General features: G+C 70.3%; 17 protein-coding genes and 1 pseudogene. 9 read left to right on the top strand and 9 right to left on the bottom strand.

From position 1 onward, the window contains the following. Window positions 1-147 precede the first annotated feature (147 nt). The 3 genes from ACIQBL_RS19865 (at window position 148) to ACIQBL_RS19855 (ending at window position 4,106) form a co-directional block, all read left to right on the top strand. Window positions 148-894 (top strand): L,D-transpeptidase family protein, encoded by a 747-nt coding sequence (locus tag ACIQBL_RS19865; RefSeq protein WP_401943478.1) that lies wholly within the window; start codon window positions 148-150, stop codon window positions 892-894. 10 nt (window positions 895-904) lie between these two features. Further along, complete coding sequence (locus tag ACIQBL_RS19860) at window positions 905-2,524, top strand: peptide-N4-asparagine amidase (RefSeq protein WP_401943476.1); 1,620 nt, start codon at window positions 905-907, stop codon at window positions 2,522-2,524. A gap of 172 nt (window positions 2,525-2,696) precedes the next feature. Further along, a complete protein-coding gene (locus ACIQBL_RS19855) occupies window positions 2,697-4,106 on the top strand; it encodes a cation:dicarboxylate symporter family transporter (RefSeq protein ID WP_401943473.1) in 1,410 nt (469 codons plus the stop codon). A 484-nt stretch (window positions 4,107-4,590) separates the two neighbouring features. Here ACIQBL_RS19855 and ACIQBL_RS19850 read toward each other — a convergent pair whose 3' ends face one another. Next, the gene (locus tag ACIQBL_RS19850) at window positions 4,591-5,109 is read right to left on the bottom strand and encodes a MarR family winged helix-turn-helix transcriptional regulator (protein ID WP_401943471.1); all 519 of its coding nucleotides are present in this window, start codon (window positions 5,107-5,109) and stop codon (window positions 4,591-4,593) included. Window positions 5,110-5,239: 130 nt separating this feature from the next. Here ACIQBL_RS19850 and ACIQBL_RS19845 point away from each other — a divergent pair, with 130 nt between their 5' ends. Together ACIQBL_RS19845 and mltG are read left to right on the top strand one after the other, a co-directional pair. Beyond that, window positions 5,240-7,042: an ABC transporter ATP-binding protein gene (locus ACIQBL_RS19845; RefSeq protein WP_401943469.1), complete on the top strand. Its 1,803-nt coding sequence runs from the start codon at window positions 5,240-5,242 to the stop codon at window positions 7,040-7,042. 43 nt (window positions 7,043-7,085) lie between these two features. After that, window positions 7,086-7,928 (top strand): endolytic transglycosylase MltG, encoded by an 843-nt coding sequence (gene mltG / locus ACIQBL_RS19840; RefSeq protein ID WP_401943466.1) that lies wholly within the window; start codon window positions 7,086-7,088, stop codon window positions 7,926-7,928. Between the two features lie 231 nt (window positions 7,929-8,159). Here mltG and ACIQBL_RS19835 read toward each other — a convergent pair whose 3' ends face one another. From ACIQBL_RS19835 to ACIQBL_RS19800, 8 genes and pseudogenes are all read right to left on the bottom strand, one after another. Continuing rightward, entirely contained in the window at window positions 8,160-9,236 is a 1,077-nt protein-coding gene (locus tag ACIQBL_RS19835) for an NAD(P)-binding domain-containing protein (protein ID WP_401943463.1), read from the bottom strand. Beyond that, window positions 9,233-9,427 carry a hypothetical protein gene (locus ACIQBL_RS19830; protein ID WP_401943459.1) on the bottom strand — a complete coding sequence of 65 codons (195 nt, stop codon included), beginning with the start codon at window positions 9,425-9,427 and terminating at the stop codon, window positions 9,233-9,235. Before ACIQBL_RS19830 ends, ACIQBL_RS19835 begins: the two co-directional genes overlap by 4 nt. Before the next feature lie 209 nt (window positions 9,428-9,636). Beyond that, window positions 9,637-9,891 (bottom strand): annotated as a pseudogene (locus ACIQBL_RS19825) (LLM class flavin-dependent oxidoreductase); the annotation flags it as partial. 9 nt (window positions 9,892-9,900) lie between these two features. Then, entirely contained in the window at window positions 9,901-10,026 is a 126-nt protein-coding gene (locus tag ACIQBL_RS19820; protein WP_401943457.1) for a hypothetical protein, read from the bottom strand. A gap of 1 nt (window position 10,027) precedes the next feature. After that, window positions 10,028-11,053: an ABC transporter substrate-binding protein gene (locus ACIQBL_RS19815; protein WP_401943456.1), complete on the bottom strand. Its 1,026-nt coding sequence runs from the start codon at window positions 11,051-11,053 to the stop codon at window positions 10,028-10,030. A 74-nt stretch (window positions 11,054-11,127) separates the two neighbouring features. Then, window positions 11,128-11,895: an ABC transporter ATP-binding protein gene (locus ACIQBL_RS19810; protein WP_401943454.1), complete on the bottom strand. Its 768-nt coding sequence runs from the start codon at window positions 11,893-11,895 to the stop codon at window positions 11,128-11,130. Further along, entirely contained in the window at window positions 11,868-12,770 is a 903-nt protein-coding gene (locus ACIQBL_RS19805; protein WP_401943452.1) for an ABC transporter permease, read from the bottom strand. The genes ACIQBL_RS19810 and ACIQBL_RS19805 overlap by 28 nt, the downstream gene beginning before the upstream one ends. A gap of 127 nt (window positions 12,771-12,897) precedes the next feature. After that, on the bottom strand, window positions 12,898-12,981 hold the full coding sequence (locus ACIQBL_RS19800) for a putative leader peptide (protein WP_350495123.1): 84 nt from the start codon (window positions 12,979-12,981) through the stop codon (window positions 12,898-12,900). A gap of 122 nt (window positions 12,982-13,103) precedes the next feature. Between ACIQBL_RS19800 and ACIQBL_RS19795 the strand changes: the two genes are divergently transcribed. The 4 genes from ACIQBL_RS19795 (at window position 13,104) to ACIQBL_RS19780 (ending at window position 16,886) form a co-directional block, all read left to right on the top strand. Beyond that, window positions 13,104-13,532 carry a YjbQ family protein gene (locus ACIQBL_RS19795; RefSeq protein ID WP_401943449.1) on the top strand — a complete coding sequence of 143 codons (429 nt, stop codon included), beginning with the start codon at window positions 13,104-13,106 and terminating at the stop codon, window positions 13,530-13,532. 395 nt (window positions 13,533-13,927) lie between these two features. Next, entirely contained in the window at window positions 13,928-14,692 is a 765-nt protein-coding gene (locus ACIQBL_RS19790; protein WP_401943446.1) for a BTAD domain-containing putative transcriptional regulator, read from the top strand. 73 nt (window positions 14,693-14,765) lie between these two features. Then, window positions 14,766-14,969, top strand: coding sequence for a hypothetical protein (locus ACIQBL_RS19785; protein ID WP_401943444.1), 204 nt, complete (start codon window positions 14,766-14,768; stop codon window positions 14,967-14,969). Window positions 14,970-15,254: 285 nt separating this feature from the next. After that, window positions 15,255-16,886: a WD40 repeat domain-containing protein gene (locus ACIQBL_RS19780; protein WP_401943442.1), complete on the top strand. Its 1,632-nt coding sequence runs from the start codon at window positions 15,255-15,257 to the stop codon at window positions 16,884-16,886. Window positions 16,887-16,920 lie beyond the last annotated feature (34 nt).

Genomic DNA, 16,920 nt, shown 5'->3' with positions numbered 1-16,920 from the left:
GGCAACAAACCGTGAAAGGTTCGCGTCGCAGCGTGGTCGGAAGCAAGCGGTTTTCCCCGCCGGGGGCGAGAACCGGCGTTCACCCATCAGGGGCGAGATGTCCGTGACCTCACGCAATGTCGTCGAATGCGATGTGAGCATGGGCCGATGCAGAGTGGCGGCACACGACGTGCGCGGGTCGCGATGGCGGCTCTCGGTTCCCTCCTGACGATGGCGGCCCTGTCGGCGTGCGGAAGCGCGCACACGGCACACCCCGACGGCCGGCACACCGGTCGGGCGGCCCGCCCGGGACCGGCCGCCGCCACCCCCGACCGGACCCGCATCCCGGACGTCGGCGACCGGCTCCACCGCGACATCCCCGCCGACACACGCCAGGTCCTCGCGGTCTACGGCGACGGCAAGGACTCCCCGGACTCCACCGCCGTACTGTTCACCAAGCGCGGCTCCGCCTGGGACCGGACCCGCAGCTGGCCCGCGCACAACGGCAAGCGGGGCTGGACCCTCGACCACCACCTCGGCGACCGGCGCAGCCCCGTCGGCGTGTTCACGCTGACCGCGGCGGGCGGTGTGCTCGACGACCCGGGCACGGCGCTCCCGTACTCCCAGGACGAGTCGTACGAGGCACCGCGCGACTGGGACGAGTCGCACTGGCACGACTTCGACTACGTCATCGCCATCGACTACAACCGCGTCAAGGGCACCCCGCCCGACGACGCGGAACAGCCCGAGGGCGAGGACAAGGGTGGCGGGATCTGGCTGCACCTGGACCACGGCAGCGGTACGTCGGCCTGCGTCAGCCTGCCCAAGGAAGCGATGGAGTACCTGCTGCGCACGCTCGACCCGGAGTGGCATCCGGTGGTGCTGATGGGGGACAGGGCGGACCTCAAGGGGTAGAACACCGCCCATGAGAAACCGGATAGTCATGTCCATGCTCGCCGGAGCGACCCTCCTGGCGGGCACCCTCCTCGGGGCCGGCCCCGCCCAAGCGGCCGATCCGAAGGCCCAAGCCGCCGACGTCCCCGCCGAGTTCGGCACCGACTGGCACGACCCCCTCACCGCGGCACCGCCCATCGCCAAGCCCGCCACCAAGTCCTGCCAAGTCACCCTCGCCGACACCGAGTTCCGCGACTTCACCCCGTACGAGGGCACCTACACGCCACCCAAAGCCTGCGGCGACCACTGGAGCAAGGTCGTGCTGCGCCTCGACGGCACGGTCAAGGGACGGCAGTACGACCGGCTCGGCTATCTGCACGTCGGCGGGGTTGAGATCCTGCGCACGTCGACACCGGAACCCTCGCCCGACGGCATCACGTGGTCCGTGGAGAAGGACGTCACGCGCTACAGCGCCACCTTCCGCAGCGCGCAGGACGTCGAGATGCTCATCGGCAACGTCGTCGACGACACCTACACCGGCGTCATCGGAGTCAAGGCCACACTGACGTTCTACGAGGGCAGACCGCCGGCGGCACAGACCCCCGACCGCGTCCTCACCCTCGCCGCCGACTCGACCCTCACCACCCCGCGCAACAGCGAACGCGTCGTCGCCGAGGTGTACGCCACCGGATCCGGCGGCGGCTGCGAGGAGTTCTGGTACCTCGCCGTGCCCGACGCGGCGCCGTACTCCTGCCAGGCCGACAAGGGCCCCTACCGCGAGGTGCAGATCAAGGTCGACGGTCAACTCGCCGGAATCGCCGCGCCGTTCCCGAACGTGTGGACCGGCGGCTGGTCCGATCCCTTTCTCTGGTACGTCATTCCTGGCCCGCGCGCTTTCGACGTGAAGCCGATCGCATACGACCTCACGCCTTTCGCCGGGCTGCTCGACGACGGCCGCCCGCACCGCGTCGACGTCTCCGTCGTGGGTGTGCCCGAGGGGCAGAGCGGGTGGAGCGCGCCGGTGAACGTGCTGGTCTGGCAGGACGCGAAGCGTGCCCAGGTCACCGGGAAGCTCACCGTCGACCGGGCGGGCGAGATCGCCAACTCCTCGACGTACACGCCCGGTTCGCAGGAGCGTGTGGACACCGGGGCGGGTCATCGGCTGACCGTCGCCGGATACGTCGACACCTCGCACGGCCGGGTGACGACCACCGTCGACCGGACGCTCGCGAACACCTCCGTGCACCGTTGGACCGACGGCGAGAACACGGACGGCCTCGACGCCAGCTGGACGGACGACGAGTCGGTGACCGTGGACGGGCGCGGGCCTGCCCGGACGACGGCCACGCATCGGACGTACACGATGAACGGTGAGACGACGATCGGGACGGACGACCGGCTGCGTACCGTTCTCACGCTGGGCGACCGGGCGGCCGTCGTCGATACGCGGGACGGGCGGCGGACCGGGTGGTCGCGGCTCGACGACACCTACAGCGGGGATGCGACGTACACGCTCGGTGTGCCCCGTGACCAGCGGCACGCCGTCGGGACGTCGAGTGAGCGCTACCGGTTGTACGGCTCGGGCGGTTGCTACGACCGTTCGCTGAAGACCGTGCAGGGAGTGCTCACCGAGGACCGCCTCGGCTGCTGATGTGTCGTGCGTGCGATGCGTCACTCGGGTGCGTGATTTACACGGCTGTCACACGGAGGTTTTCCGGGGGATCAACAACGGCTCCAAAGTGTCCACACGGAAGCCGCTTTCCGTATCGCAGAAGTCACCCCATTCGACTTCTGTGAACGACCGTCCCCCTCAAGGAGTGCCCGTGCCGCCGTCCGTCCCGCCTCTGCCGCGACGCGTCGCACGCATACTGCGTACCTCACTCTTCGCGCAGGTCGCCTGCGCGCTCGTCCTCGGAATCCTCGTCGGAAAGCTGTGGCCGGACGTGGCCACGGACCTTCAGCCCCTCGGTGACGGATTCACCCGGCTCATCAAGACGATCATCTCGCCGCTCGTGTTCTGCGTGGTCGTCGTCGGTATCGCCAAGGCCGGTGACCTCAAGGCCTTCGGCCGGATCGGCCTCAAGGCGCTGATCTGGTTCGAGGTCGCCAGCACCGCGGCCCTCATCATCGGTCTGGTCCTCGCCAACGTCGTGCAGCCCGGTTCCGGGATGCACGTCGACCCGTCCACGCTCAACACCTCGGCGGTGGACGCGAAGACGGGCGGCGGCTCGCTGCCCTCGACGACCGAGTTCGTCGTCAACGCGCTGCCCACCAGCTTCATCGGCGCCTTCGCCGAGAACTCCCTGCTCCAAGTCCTCATCCTGGCCTGCCTGGTGGGCGCCGCGCTGCTCCACCTCGGCCACACCAAGGTGCCCCAGGTCCTGCCCGCGATCGAGCAGGCCCAGGAGATCATCTTCGCGATCGTCGGCTTCGTCATGCGGCTCGCCCCGCTCGCCGTGTTCGGCGCGATGGCCGTCCTGGTCGGCCAGTACGGGCTCGGCGTCATCAAGACCTACGCCAAGCTGATCATCCTCTGCTACGTCGCCGCCGCGCTCTTCGTCGCGCTGCTCGCCGTCGCGCTGCGGCTGGTCACCGGGCTCAGCCTCTGGAAGTTCCTCCGCTACATCCGCGAGGAGATGCTCCTCGCGCTCGGCACTGCCTCCACCGAGTCCGTCATGCCGCGCGTGATGCAGAAGCTGCGCAAGGCCGGCGCCCGGGACGACGCGGTCGGTCTGGTGCTGCCCACCGGCTACTCCTTCAACCTCGACGGAGCCTCGCTCTACCTCTCCATCGGCACGCTGTTCATCGCCCAGGCCGTCGGCGTCGACCTGAGCCTCGGCCAGCAGATCACCGTGATCCTGGTGCTCATGCTCACCAGCAAGGGCATGGCCGGCATCCCCGGCTCGGCCTTCCTCGCCCTGTCCGCGACCGCCTCCTCGCTGGGCGCGATTCCGGCCGGCGCCGTCGCCCTGCTGCTCGGCGTGGACCGCATCATGGACTCGATGCGCGTCGTCACCAACCTCCTCGGCAACTGTGTCGCCGTCTTCGCCGTCTCCCGCTGGGAGGGCGCCCTGGACATCGAGCGGGCGAAGAAGGTCCTCGACGGCGAGATCAAGGTCGTAGACGAAGACGCGGAGGGTGACGCGGCCGAAGCCGTGGACGAAGACGTCGTGCGCAACGAGGCGGGGGTTCCCGCTCAGGTCGGCAAGGAGACTGCTTCCGAGGCCGGTTGACCCTGTGCGGCGGGCCGTGGCTCCTGTGTCCATCGGTACGGTGGGGGAGTCGCGGCCCGTTTTCCCATGCCTGGTCGACGAGGGCGACCGGGTAGTCCTGGTCGAAGTCGGCCGAGCGGCTCACCGCTTCCCACGCGGACGCCTGCGCGAGTTGGTCGCGTGAGTAGCTCTGGGCCAGCTCGACGGCGGCGACTCCCAGGAGGAGATGGGAGGGGAGGGTCGGCTGCTTGACGAGCCGGACCAGGATCCCCCCGGCGCGCTTCGGGTCGCCCGCGGCGGTGACGGGACCCTCGAAGGGGCGGATCAGCGCGCCGACGGTCTCGCCGTACTCCGGCGCCACCTCCGGGATCCGCATCGACGAACCGGCCCAGTCGGTCGCGAAGCCGCCTGGTTCCACGACGAGGTACCTGATCCCGAACGCATCAAGGACTCGAACTGGCCGGAGTGACGCGGGTCCGGCCTCCGGAGGGAACCCCGGCGCGGGTCAGCAGGGGCGCCCGTGTCTCTGCCCCTCGTGCACATGCCCCTCGTGCACATGCCCCTCATGTGCGTGTCCTTCATGCGCCCCGGGCGGCCCGTCCACCAAGGTGTCCAGCAACCCCCGCAACACCTCGCGCTCCACATTCGTGAGCGGCGCCAGGATCTCGTCCGCCGCGCCGCGCCGCGCGCCTCGCAGCTCCTGCAACGCCTTTCGGCCCTCGTCGGTGATCTCGATCCGGATGACCCGGCGGTTGGACGGGTCGGGCGCCCGCCGGACCTTCCCGCTCGCCTCCAGGCCGTCGACCAGTGTCGTCACGGCCCGGGGCACCACTTCGAGCCGCTCGGCGAGGTCGGCCATGCGAGGCGGGGAGCCGAAGTGCGCGAGGGTGCGCAGCAGCCGGGACTGGGCGGGGGTGATGCCGAGGTCGCGCTGCTCCAGATGGCGTTTCTGGATGCGGTGCACCCGGCGGGTGAGCCGCAGCAGCTGCTCCGCGAGCAGGCCGTCGGAATCGGGGGTGGTCATGCGGGAACAATATCAGGACCTGGTTCATTGTGAGTATAGGTAACAATGAGCTATGCTCCATCAGGTCTCATCGCTCCATGAGTTCTGAGCGCCTGACCAGTCCTGATCGCCTCACCATCCGTAGGAGACCATGCCCCGCGACGACATCAACTGGACCCCGTCCCCCGGCACCTCGACCGATCAACCCCGGCAGGTGCGCCGCATCCTCAAGCTCTTCAAGCCCTATCGCGCCCGGCTCACGGTCGTCGGCCTGCTGGTCGGTGCCGCGTCGCTGGTCACCGTGGCGACCCCGTTCCTGCTGAAGGAGACGCTGGACGTCGCCATCCCGCAGGGCCGCACCGGCCTGCTGAGCCTGCTCGCGCTCGGCATGATCCTCAGCGCCGTCCTGACCAGCATCTTCGGCGTGCTGCAGACCCTGATCTCCACCACGGTCGGCCAGCGCGTCATGCACGACCTGCGCACGGCGGTCTACGGCCGGCTCCAGCGCATGTCGCTCGCCTTCTTCACCCGGACCCGCACCGGCGAGGTCCAGTCCCGCATAGCCAACGACATCGGCGGCATGCAGGCCACCGTCACCTCCACGGCCACCTCCCTGGTCTCCAACCTGACCAGCGTGGTCGCCACGATCATCGCGATGATCGCCCTGGACTGGCGGCTGACGGTCGTCTCGCTGCTGCTGCTCCCGGTCTTCGTGTGGATCAGCCGCCGGGTCGGCAACGAACGCAAGAAGATCGCCACCCAGCGCCAGAAGCAGATGGCCGTGATGGCCGCCACGGTCACCGAGTCGCTGTCCGTCAGCGGCATCCTGCTCGGCCGCACCATGGGCCGCTCCGACTCGCTCACCCAGTCCTTCTCCGAGGAGTCCGAGGGCCTCGTCGACCTGGAGGTCAGGTCGAACATGGCCGGGCGCTGGCGCATGGCCGTCATCTCGATCGTCATGGCCGCGATGCCCGCCGTCATCTACTGGACCGCCGGAATAGCCCTCCAGATGGGCGGCCCGGACGTCTCCATCGGCACCATCGTCGCCTTCGTCTCGCTCCAGCAGGGCCTGTTCCGCCCGGCCGTCAGCCTGCTGTCGACCGGCGTCCAGATCCAGACCTCGCTGGCGCTCTTCGCGCGCATCTTCGAGTACCTCGACCTGCCGATCGACATCACCGAGTGCGAGAACGCGGTCCACCTCGACACCATCAAGGGTGAAGTCGTCTTCCAGGAGGTCGAGTTCCACTACGACGACAAGAGCGGCCCGATCCTCGACGGCATCGACATCACCGTCCCCGCCGGCAACAGCCTCGCGATCGTCGGCCCGACCGGCGCCGGAAAGTCGACCCTCGGCTATCTCGTCCCGCGGCTCTACGACGTGACGGGCGGCCGGGTCACCCTCGACGGGGTCGACGTCCGCGACCTGGACTTCGACACGCTCGCGCGTGCCGTCGGCGTCGTCTCGCAGGAGACGTACCTCTTCCACGCCTCGGTCGCCGACAACCTCCGCTTCGCCAAGCCGGACGCCACCGACGAGGAGCTGTACACGGCGGCGCGCGCGGCGCAGATCCACGAGCACATCGCCGGCCTGCCCGACGGGTACGGCACGATCGTCGGGGAGCGCGGCCACCGGTTCTCCGGCGGAGAGAAGCAGCGGCTGGCCATCGCGCGCACGATCCTGCGCGACCCGCCGGTCCTCATCCTCGACGAGGCGACCAGCGCCCTCGACAACCGCACCGAAGCGGCCGTCCAGGACGCCATCGACGCCCTGTCGGCCAACCGCACCACGCTCACCATCGCCCACCGCCTGTCCACCGTCCGCGGCGCCGACCAGATCGTGGTCCTCGACTCCGGGCACGTGGCGGAACGGGGCACGCACGAGGAACTGCTCGATCAGGACGGGCGGTACGCGGCCCTCGTACGCCGAGATGCCCAACTGGAACCGACAAGCTGAAGATATGCCGGGATTGTGACGGTATGCGGGTTACCGTGCCCGCATGCAGATGAACACTCCGCCACGGAGCACGATTCGACTGACCCGCAGGGGCCGGGTCGCCCTCATCGCGACCGGGGCCGTCGTGGCCGGCACCGCCGTGGCGGTGCCGCTGCTGAGCCTGGAGAGCGAGGGGGACGCACGGCCCACCTCACTGGTGATCCCGGAGGGCTGGCGCTCGGGCCAGATCTACGAAGCGGTGGACAAGGTCCTCGCGCTGCCGGTCGGCACCACGAAGAAGTCGATCGCGAAGGCCGGCCTGAAGCTGCCGAACGACGCGGAGGGCAACCCCGAGGGCTATCTCTTCCCGGCGACGTATCCGCTGAAGGAGAAGGCGACACCCGAGTCGTTGCTGTCCTTCATGGTCAACACCGCGAACAAGAAGTTCAACGGCGCCCCCGTCGCCGCCGGCGCGCAGCGCAACGCGATGAACGTCTATCAGGCGGTCACCATCGCGAGCATCGTGCAGGCCGAGGCGGCGTCCACAGCGGACATGGGGAAGGTGGCCCGGGTCATCTTCAACCGCCTCGAACGCGGGATGCCGCTCCAGATGGACTCGACCATCAACTACGCGCTCAACCGCGCCACGTTGAAGACCACCACGAGCGACACGAGGCTCGACAGCCCCTACAACTCCTACCAGCGCATGGGCCTGCCGCCCACCCCCATCGACAACCCGGGCGAGGACGCGATGCACGCCGCGATCAACCCACCCCCGGGCGACTGGCTCTACTTCGTCACGGTCAAGCCCGGCGACACCCGCTTCGCGGCCACGTACGAGGAACACCAGCGCAATGTCGCCGAGTTCAACGCGGCCCAGAAGAACAGCGCCTCGCCCACGAAGTGACCGGCCGGGACGAGCATCGGGCGGCTACCGGCTACCGGCTTCTTGGCCGACAGCCGTCCGATGTCCCGTACGGCCGTGAGGCCGGCGCCGAGACAGCTCGCGGACAGCCGTAGCCGACGAGTCGGAGACGCGAACGGGAGGCGGCACGGTGACCCCGACCCCGACCCCGACCCCGACCCCGACCCCGACGGGGTCCCCCTCCCCGCACGAAGCAACCCGGCCGGGTCGACCTCAGGCCGCGACCGGCTCCCCGGCCAACAGCCGCCTGATGTCCCGCACAGCCGCCCGCCCCGCCCGGTTCGCGCCGATCGTGCTTGCCGACGGTCCGTAGCCGACGAGGTGGACGCGCGGGTCGGCGACCGCGCGCGTGCCCTCGACGCGGATGCCGCCGCCCGGCTCGCGGAGCTTCAGCGGTGCCAGGTGGTCGATCGCGGCCCGGAAACCGGTCGCCCACAGGATGACATCGGCGTCCACATGCCGGCCGTCGTCCCAGTCGACCCCGTCGGGCGTGATCCGGTCGAACATCGGCTGCCGGTCCAGAACCCCGCCCGCGATCGCCTGCCGGATCGCGTCGTTCAGCGGAAGCCCGGTCACGGAGACGACGCTCTTCGGCGGCAGCCCCTGCCGGACCCGTTCCTCCACCAGCGCGACGGCCGCGCGGCCCACGTCCTCGGTGAACGGACCCTCGCGGAAGACCGGCGGACGCCGGGTCACCCATGTCGTCGAGGCCGCGTACGGGGCGAGTTCCATCAGGTGCTGGGTGCCGGACGCGCCCCCGCCGACCACGACCACCTGCAGCCCGGCGAACTCCTCGGGTCCCGGGTACTGCGCGGTGTGCAACTGCCGTCCCCGGAACGTCTCCTGACCCGGATAGCGCGGCCAGAACGGCCGGTCCCAGGTGCCGGTCGCGTTGATCAGCGCCCGCGTCGACCACACGCCGTCGGAAGTCTCGACGAGCAACCGCCCACACTCGCCCTCCCGCACCGCCTTCACGTCCACCGGTCGCCGTACCCGCAGGTCGAAGGCGCGCTCGTAGGCGGCGAAGTACTCGGCGATCACCTCGGCGGACGGGCGGGCCGGATCGGCATCCGTGAGTTCCATGCCCGGCAGCGCGTGCATCCCGTGCACCTTGCCGTACGTCAACGACGGCCAGCGGAACTGCCAGGCCCCGCCCGGCGCGGGCGCGTGGTCCAGTACCACGAAGTCGCGCTCCGGCTCGAAACCGGTGCGCCGCAGGTGATAGGCGCCGGCCAGTCCCGCCTGTCCGGCGCCTACGACGACCACGTCGACCTCACGCGTGTTGTTCACGTTTCTACGAACAGCACCGAGGCCGTGGATCTTCCCGGGCCTTCCCGCGCGCTCAGCGCCCGCTTCCCACCAGGAACGGCACCCCCGCCCGCGCCGCCCCGGACGAGACCGACCCCCGCCCACAGGTTCGGGTGGATCTCCAACTCGTCCCGCGAACCGCCGCGCAGCGCCGGCGTCCGCCGCTGGCCCACCGACTCGCTGCGCCCGAGCGCGGACTGCGCCGCCGTGATCGTGTCCGCGTCCAGGTCGTCGAGCAGCCGGTTCGCCGTCGCCCACGCCTCGGGCGACGAGTTCCGCGAGATGGGTGTGCAGCCGCACCCCGAACCGCACGTCCCGCCCCTCCCGCTCGGCGAGCCCCCGAATTCAGTCGATCTTCTCTTTGACCTGCGCGGGCGGCTCTCCCCAGGTGAGATACACGTCCGCAGGCCGGGCGGCGACCGGCCCGGCCGCCGCCGAACCGCCGAAGAACACCTGCGGCCGGATCGGGCGGCAGCGCCGTCAGCCCGCCCTCGACCCGGTAATGGACACCGTCGAAGTCGTACGGCTCTCCCCGCCACACCCCTCGTACGACCGACAGGAACTCGTCCGTACGGGCATACCACTGGTCGTGGTCGAGATGGTCGCCGAACCGCCGCTGCTCGGCCGCCTTGGCGATTTGGGCGAGTTACCCGAGGTCCGGCGCCCGCACCCCGCGGACCGCCCCCGCGCGGTTGGGGCCGTAGGTGTGCCGGTCGACGAGCGTGCGGCCGTCACCGCCCGTCGGCGGGAACCAGTGGAGACGGACGGTCATGTCACTTCTCCTTGTAGACGCGCGGCGCGGTCGTCGAGACCGGCAGGCCGCCGTTGAAGCGGGTGTCGACGAACTTGGCGAAGTCGACCTTGCCCGGAATGAGTTTGAGGCTGGTGAAGGTGTCCGCGATCTGCTGCTCCGAGGCGATCAACGGCTTGTCGACGGCGACCGCGACCCGGGAGGCGTTGGTCCGCTTCACCGAGGCCAGCGCCACCGCGTACGGCAGTCCGGTGTCCTTCGCCCACACCTTGGCCCACGCCTCGGGGTGGTCGTAGACCCAGTCCTGGGCGCGCCGCAGCCGCTCCAGATAGTCCTTGATGGCCGCGGCCTTCTTGCTGTCCTTGAGCGCGGAGGGCGCCGCCACCTGGAAGTTGAGCCCGTTGACCAGACCCTGACCGGTCGTCAGGATGCGGCCCTGCTTCGTCTGGAGGACCTGCGAGGTGTACGGGTCCCACACCGTCCACGCGTCCACCTTGCCGCTGGTGAACGCGGCCAGCGCGTCGGCCGGCTGGAGGTACTTGACCTTGACGTCGCTCAGCGTGAGCCCGGCCGCCTTGAGGGAGGCGATCAGCTGGAAGTGCGCGGACGAACCCTGCGCCACGGCTATGGACTTGCCCTTGAGCTGCTCGGGGCTGGTCAGCTGGGAGTCCTTCGGTACGAGGATGGCCTCGCCCTGGGAGTTGCCGTGCCAGGCGGCCACCACTGTGATCTTGGAGTTGGCGCCCGCGGCGAACACCGGCGGGGTGTTGCCGACGCCGCCGATGTCGACGGCCTCGGCGTTGACGGCTTCCAGGAGCGGCGGGCCGGAGGTGAACGTGGACCACTTGATCTTGTAGTCCAGGTTCTTGAGTTCACCGGCGGCCCGCAGTACCGCCTCCGAACCGCCCTTCTGGTCACCGACGTCGAGCGTGAGGGAGCCCTTGCCGTCGGTGCCCGTCGAGGTCTCGGCGGCCGAGTTACCGCCGCAGGCGGCGAGCAGGAGGGCGAGGGGGAGGAGCAGGGCGGCGGGGACGAGGCGTCGTCGCATGGGGGATCCGTTCTCGGTAACTGGTTTGACGCGTGGGGGAGTTCACACGACTTCGGACTGACGTGTGGGGGAGTTCAGGCAGCTTCGGCGGCGGTGTCGACGCCGAGGCGTTCCAGGAGTCCGGCGCGGAGTTCGGCGAACCGGGGGTCGGTGATGTCGCGCGGCCGGTCGAGGTCGATCCGCTGCTCGTGCGCGATGACGCCGTCGTCCATCACCAGGACACGGTCGGCGAGCAGCACGGCCTCCTCGACGTCGTGGGTCACCAACAGGACGGCGCAGCCCCGCCGTTGCCACAGCTCGCCCACCAACCGCTGGGCCTTTATCCGGGTGAGCGCGTCGAGCGCGCCGAACGGCTCGTCGAGCAGAAGCAGATCGGGCTCGCGCACCAGGGCACGGGCCAGCGAGGCGCGCTGCGCCTCACCGCCGGACAGCGTCCTGGGCCAGGCGTCCGCGTGGTCCCCGAGCCCGACCTCCGTCAACGCCCGCTCCGCCACGGCGCGTTCGGGCTTGCCGGGCAGGCCGAGCAGGACGTTGCGCCACACCTTCTTCCACGGCATCAGCCGGGGTGCCTGGAACGCGACGGCCTTGCGGCGCGGTACGAGGACGGTGCCCTCGATGTCCCGGTCGAGCCCGGCGAGGATGCGCAGCAACGTGGACTTGCCGCAGCCGCTGCGGCCGAGCAGCGCCACGAACTCGCCCTGCCTCACGTCGAGTTGAAGCTTGTCGATGACGGGGCGGCCGTCGAAGGAGCGGGTCAGCCCCTCGACCCGTACCGCCTGTGTGGTCACCGGCGCGGGGGTCGCCGGTCGGGTGGTCACCGGCCCGTGAACGTCGGTCGCCATTGCAGCAGCAGCCTTTCGAGGGTACGGACGACGAAGTCGGCCAGCAGGCCGAGGAAGGCGTAGACGATCAGGCAGACCACGATCACGTCGGTCTGCAGGAAGTCCCGGGCCTGCACCATGAGGAAGCCGATGCCGGCGTCCGCGTTGATCTGCTCGGCGAAGACCAGCGCCAGCCAGGCGATGCCGAGGGAGTAGCGCAGCCCGGTCATCGCGTTGGGCAGCGCGCCCGGCAGCACCACATGCCGTACGAGCCCCCAGCGCGACAGCCCGAGCGACTCGCCGGCCTCGATCAACTGGCTGTCCACGCCCCGGATTCCGGCGTAGACGTTGAGGTAGAGCGGGAAGGTCACACCGAGCGTGATGATGGCGACCTTGGGTGCCTCGCCGATGCCGAACCAGATGATGAACAGCGGGATCAGCCCCACGAAGGGCACGGTCCGCAGCATCTGCACGGGAGCGTCGACCAGGTCCTCGCCGACCCTGAACAGACCGGAGACGAGGGCGAGTCCGGTGCCGATGGCCGTACCGAGCAGCAGGCCGACGGCGACCCGCTGAAGTGACGTCGTCATGGCCGAGGGCAGTGAACCGTCGGCGATCAGGCCCCAGCCGACGTGTGCGATCCGCCCGGGCGAGGCGAGCACGTCGGAGGTCAACACGCCTGTGCTGCTGAGGAGTTGCCAGAGCGCGAGAAGTACCAGGGGGCCGGTGGTGCGGCGCAGCCAGCGGGGAACGCGGGTGCGGCGGGCGGAGGTGGGGACGAGAGGGACGAGAGGGACGAGATCGAGGGGGGCGTGCGCGTCCGAGTCGGCCTTCGAGAGGGATATACGGGAGATATCTGCCCCGGACGGATCGGGTGGGGCATGGCTGATGCTCATGGGTGCTCCACGGAGTGGGGGAGAGCGGCCGGTGAGGAAGGGGATACGCCTCAACGCCGCCGCGTCACGACGATGTGCGCGGGCGCGACGGAGCGCGGAGAAAGAGGGGGTGAGGTGGAAGAAGGCGTCAGCAGCCGCGGCGACACGCGGCGGAGGCCACCCGCAGCAGGTCGATGTGACCGCGCGTGGTGAGCAGGACTGAACGCAACATGCGGCAGAAAATAGGTCAGATGGCGTGGCACGGTCAACGGTGTCTCGCAGACTGGACCTTGTGTATCGCGGACCGGGCGATCGGGCGGACGCGGAGCCCGACGCATGGGTCAGGATGGAGACATGTCAGCTGCCTTCACCACCCGAGTTCTGCACGTCGACACCGGCTCCCGGGAGCGGGTCATGGATCTGACCCGCGACTGCGAGGCCTTCCTGCGGGAGGCGGCGGCCGGCCGTGACGGCCTCCTCAACGTCTTCGTCCCGCACGCCACCGCGGGCGTCGCGATCCTCGAAACGGGCGCCGGCAGCGACGACGACCTCCTCGCCGCCCTGCACACCCTCCTCCCCGCCGACGACCGCTGGCAGCACCGCCACGGCAGCCCCGGCCACGGCCGCGACCACGTCCTCCCGGCCTTCGTACCGCCGCACGCGACGTTGCCGGTGCTGGGCGGGCGGCTGGAGTTGGGGACGTGGCAGTCGGTGTGCCTGGTCGACACGAACCGGGATAATCTACAGCGAGAGGTACGTTTCACCTTTCTTGCCGGTTCCTGATTTCGAGCCTGATCTTCACCGGTTCTCAGGGATGAGGTCGGGTCCCAGGATGTGGCCGTCCGTGTCGCGGTTCGCCGCCCGATCCGTTGGTGCCTGCCCTCATGGTGGGATGGCGTCAGGGGCCGTAGAGCGTCTGATACGTCTGCCACACCGCCCCCGTGCGGCCGTGGGCCGCGTCACCAGAGTGCCCCCGTCGGTGTGATCGGGGTGGGCGATCGGACATTTCCGGCCCCTGCCTTGACGCTCCGTCACATCACGGAGACGGAATATGGGGAGTTCCCCGATGCGCTGCTCCGGGCCGTGGAGTTGCATCGAGCAGGTCCGCGCACCGCTCCAGGGGGAGGAGCCATGGCAGACACCGGCAGGACGGCACACCGCCACTCGAGCGTCCAGCCATGAGCGGTGCCCGGACGCCCGCGCCCCGGCTGCGCCTGTTGGGCCGTTTCACACTCGCCTACGGCCCCACCGTTGTCGACGTCGGCACCGGTTCCCAACGGCTGCTCGCCTACCTCGCCCTGCATCGGCACGGCACCCGCGCGGTCGTCGCGGGCACGCTGTGGCCCGACGTCACGGAGGAACGGGCGCACGGAAGTCTCCGTACCGTGTTGTGGCGGCTGCACCGGGGACGGGAGCAGCTCGTGCACAGCGACGGCGACGCCCTTTCGCTCGCCGAGGCCGTCTCGGTGGACGTCCGCGACCTCGCGACCTCGGCCCTGCACGTCATCGACGCACAGGCCCCGTCCGCTGAGGAGTTGTCCGGTCCGGGCCGGCATCCCGCCGCCGAACCGCTGTCCGGCCCGGGCCGGCACCTTCTCTTCGCCGGCGAACTGCTGCCCGGCTGGGACGACGACTGGATCCTGTTCGAACGTGAACGCCTCCGCCAGCTTCGGCTGCACGCCCTGGAGGCCCTCGCCCACCGGCTCGTCGCGGAGGGCCGGCACGCCCTCGCCCTGGAGGCCGCCCTGGAGAGCGTCCGCATCGAGCCGCTGCGCGAGAGTGCCCACCGGGCCGTGACCGCTGTCCATCTGGCCGAGCACAATGTGCAGGAGGCGGTCCGCCACTACCGGGCCTTTCGCGACCTGCTCCACGACGAACTCGGCATAGGCCCCTCACCCGCCTTCACCTCGATGCTGCCGAGCTGCGCGTTGACCGATGGCTGACAGCCATGTGACACCGCGTCCCGAGCCTGGTGTCGGCCCACCCACGAGGCCCTCCTCCGACGAGCGGACCGGCATGAGCAACGTCCCGCAGACCCCGACCGCGATTCTGCTCATCACCGTGTGGCTCGAGCCCGGATCGCCTGTTCTGCGCGCCCGGATGACCAGCACCGTGGACGCGCGGGCGCCGGGCACATCCCTCGCGGCATCGGGCCGCGAGGCGGTTCTGGCGAAAGTGGGTGACTGGCTGGAGGCGCGCGAGGCGGAACTGAACCACTGACGAGCGAGAGGTGCGGCTCACCTTCCTCGTGGGCTCTTGACCTCTTCGGGTGACAGCGGCCCGTTCGGCCCCTCACCCCCTGCGCGGTGCGCGAGTCTCGTCCGGTGTGCGATCGACGCGAGTACCGTGCGCGAATGACCGCGGCCCGGCCCGGCACACCGTGTGCCGGGCCGGGCCACCGTTCAGAAGTCCCAGCTCTGACTCCTCGCTCCGTCGCAGCTCCAGCTCACCAGGAGCCGGCCGTTCTCAGACCGGCCGCCCAGGATGGCGAGGCACTTGCCGTTCATGCCGGAACGGATCTGCTCGCCGTCCCAGCTCCACTGCTGGTCGGTGTTGACGCTGCCGACCGAGCTGCGCGACGATCCCGAGGCACTGCACCTGCGGCTCCGGCAGGCCGCGGTCGACCGCGCACCGGACATCGACACACTCATCGTGGCCGACCAGTTCGAGGAGGTCTTCGCCCTCTGCCGGGACCGGGACGAACGGGACGCGTTCATCGACCTGTTGACCGCCGCCACCACCGTGCCGACCAGCCGGACCCGGGTGGTGCTCGGCGTACGCGCCGACTTCTACGGCCACTGCGTCCAGGACCCCCGGCTGGTCGAGGCGATGCGCGACGCGCAGCTCGCCGTCGGCCCGATGAGCAGCCAGGAGCTGCGCGAGGCCATCACCGGGCCGGCCGGGCTCGCCGACTGCACGGTGACCGGCCCGCTGCCGGCGGCCGTGGTCGTCGACGCGACCGGTCAGCCCGGCGCGTTGCCCCTGGTCTCGCACGCGATGGTGGAGACCCGGCGCCGGCGCAGCGGCAACCGCCTCACGCTGGACGGGTACTTGGCGGTCGGCGGAATCCAGCACGCGCTCGCGCAGACCGCCGAGGCCGCCTACCGGGCGTTGTCGTCGGCGCAGCGGGACCTCGCCAGGTCGCTGTTCCTCCGGCTGACCGCGCTGGGCGACGGCACCGAGGACACCCGGCGCCGTATCACCGCGGACGAGCTGGACCGCTGTCCCGACACCGCGCTCGTGCTCGAATCCCTCGCCCGGCAACGGCTGGTGACGCTGGACGAGAACTGCGTCGAGATCACCCACGAGGCGATCATCCGGTGCTGGCCGAGACTGCGCGGCCGGCTGACCGAGGACCGGGAACGGCTGCTCCTGCACCGGCGGCTCACCGACGCGACCGCCGGCTGGGAGGCACAGGGCCGCGACCCGCACGTCCTGTGGCGGGGTGCCCGTCTCGCGGCGGCACTGGACCTCGCCGTCGCGGACGGCGGCCGACTGACGTACAGGGAACGGGACTTCCTCGACGCGGGCCGGGACGCGCGGGCCGACGAGACGGCGGCGGCCAGACGGCGGACGGTCCGCCTGCGGCAACTGGTCACGCTGCTCACCGTGTTGATGGTCACCGCGGTCACCGCCGGTGTGCTGGCCGTCGGCTCGCGCGACTCGGCCGTCCAGCAGCGCAACGTCGCCGTCGCGCGGAGGGCCGCCACGGACGCGGCCGAGGTACGGCGGAACACCCCCGCGCTCGCCGCGCAGGTGAACCTGGCCGCGTACCGGCCGGCGGCCACGGCCGACGTCCGCGACCAGCTCATGAGCACCGTCGGGACGCCGTACACGAGCCGGCTCACCGGTCACACCTCCGACGTGGTGTCGATCTCCTTCGCGCCGCGGAACACCGTTCTGGCCACGGCGAGTTGGGACCGCACGGTCCGGCTGTGGGACGTCGGGAACGCCCATCGTCACCCTGGCCGGCGGCGGCAACGACTTCACGGTCCGGCTGTGGGACACCGGCCTGGACCGGGTCGCCGCCCGCGTCTGCGACAGCGCGTACCCACGGATCACCAGAGCGGAAGGGGCACAGTACTTCCCGACGGTGGACTTCGACCCGCCCTGCCATGCCCTCGGCGGTGCGGTTGACGACGGCGGCAGTTGAGGGGACACGGGCCGAACG

Source organism: Streptomyces sp. NPDC088350 (assembly GCF_044753545.1).
GTDB lineage: Bacteria > Actinomycetota > Actinomycetes > Streptomycetales > Streptomycetaceae > Streptomyces.
Note: the sequence above shows the minus strand (reverse complement) of the source record. Positions and strands in the feature narration are given on the sequence as shown.

What these genes read in the sequence shown, in the direction of transcription:
- ACIQBL_RS19860 (WP_401943476.1), top strand. Translation starts at nt 905, where the DNA reads ATGAGAAACCGGATAGTCATGTCCATGCTCGCCGGAGCGACCCTCCTG.
- ACIQBL_RS19820 (WP_401943457.1), bottom strand. Translation starts at nt 10,026, where the DNA reads ATGACCGTCCGTCTCCACTGGTTCCCGCCGACGGGCGGTGACGGCCGC.
- ACIQBL_RS19810 (WP_401943454.1), bottom strand. Translation starts at nt 11,895, where the DNA reads ATGGCGACCGACGTTCACGGGCCGGTGACCACCCGACCGGCGACCCCC.
- ACIQBL_RS19805 (WP_401943452.1), bottom strand. Translation starts at nt 12,770, where the DNA reads ATGAGCATCAGCCATGCCCCACCCGATCCGTCCGGGGCAGATATCTCC.
- ACIQBL_RS19795 (WP_401943449.1), top strand. Translation starts at nt 13,104, where the DNA reads ATGTCAGCTGCCTTCACCACCCGAGTTCTGCACGTCGACACCGGCTCC.
- ACIQBL_RS19785 (WP_401943444.1), top strand. Translation starts at nt 14,766, where the DNA reads ATGAGCAACGTCCCGCAGACCCCGACCGCGATTCTGCTCATCACCGTG.
- mltG (WP_401943466.1), top strand. Translation starts at nt 7,086, where the DNA reads ATGCAGATGAACACTCCGCCACGGAGCACGATTCGACTGACCCGCAGG.
- ACIQBL_RS19850 (WP_401943471.1), bottom strand. Translation starts at nt 5,109, where the DNA reads ATGACCACCCCCGATTCCGACGGCCTGCTCGCGGAGCAGCTGCTGCGG.
- ACIQBL_RS19780 (WP_401943442.1), top strand. Translation starts at nt 15,255, where the DNA reads ATGCCGGAACGGATCTGCTCGCCGTCCCAGCTCCACTGCTGGTCGGTG.
- ACIQBL_RS19865 (WP_401943478.1), top strand. Translation starts at nt 148, where the DNA reads ATGCAGAGTGGCGGCACACGACGTGCGCGGGTCGCGATGGCGGCTCTC.
- ACIQBL_RS19790 (WP_401943446.1), top strand. Translation starts at nt 13,928, where the DNA reads ATGAGCGGTGCCCGGACGCCCGCGCCCCGGCTGCGCCTGTTGGGCCGT.
- ACIQBL_RS19845 (WP_401943469.1), top strand. Translation starts at nt 5,240, where the DNA reads ATGCCCCGCGACGACATCAACTGGACCCCGTCCCCCGGCACCTCGACC.
- ACIQBL_RS19800 (WP_350495123.1), bottom strand. Translation starts at nt 12,981, where the DNA reads ATGTTGCGTTCAGTCCTGCTCACCACGCGCGGTCACATCGACCTGCTG.
- ACIQBL_RS19815 (WP_401943456.1), bottom strand. Translation starts at nt 11,053, where the DNA reads ATGCGACGACGCCTCGTCCCCGCCGCCCTGCTCCTCCCCCTCGCCCTC.